Origin of the sequence: Ureibacillus massiliensis 4400831 = CIP 108448 = CCUG 49529 (assembly GCF_000772965.1) — a bacterium.
Lineage (GTDB): Bacteria > Bacillota > Bacilli > Bacillales_A > Planococcaceae > Ureibacillus > Ureibacillus massiliensis.
This window is the reverse complement of sequence record NZ_JPVQ01000126.1, coordinates 1-743: the sequence shown is the minus strand read 5'-3', so window position 1 is coordinate 743 and position 743 is coordinate 1. Positions and strand designations below refer to the sequence as shown.

At 38.2% G+C, this 743-nt stretch carries 1 protein-coding gene; it reads left to right on the top strand.

Annotated elements, in window-relative coordinates; all coding sequences use genetic code 11:
- Positions 1 to 657, top strand: a 657-nt coding sequence (locus CD30_RS19225) for a group II intron maturase-specific domain-containing protein (RefSeq protein WP_036180870.1), incomplete at its 5' end; no start/stop codon positions are given.
- Positions 658 to 743 lie beyond the last annotated feature (86 nt).

Here is a 743-nt window from a genome sequence, read left to right as displayed (position 1 = left end):
AGTAATATTCTCCTACATGAACTAGACAAGGAACTCGAAAAACGAGGACACAGGTTTGTCCGTTACGCCGATGATTGTAATATCTACGTTAAAAGCTTAAAAGCGGGAGAACGAATTAAAGCAGGAATGACTTCATTCATTGAAAAGAAATTAAAACTAAAAGTAAATGAGGAAAAATCCGCTGTGGGAAAGCCGAGCGCACGGATATTCTTAGGCGTGAGTTTCTACAAACACAAACAAACGAGAGTATTCGTGCCAAAGAAAAGCAAAAAGAAATTCGAAGAGAAAATTCGTCGCTTAACGAATCGTAACTGGAGTATTAAAATGGAAGACCGTATCCGAAAGTTAAACTATTTAATACAAGGATGGTCTAATTACTTCAAGATAGGTGATATCAAGACGTACGCAAGAGAAATGGATAAACATATTCGTCGTAGGCTCCGAGCATGTCGCTGGAAAGAATGGAAAAGAATCGGGACAAAGTACCGAAATCTCATGAAACTAGGAATCAACTCAAATGATGCCTATAAAATGGCAAATACCAGAAAAGGTTACTGGCATTCCTCAAATAACCCCATTATAAATAAAGCACTAGATAATAAATATTGGGCAAAACACAACTTAAAAAGCATTGTCCTTATCATTGATAAACCATAAAACTTTTGAACCGCCGTATACGGAACCGTACGTACGGTGGTGTGAGAGGTCGGCTAGCCAATTAATGGCTAGCCTCCTACTCGATT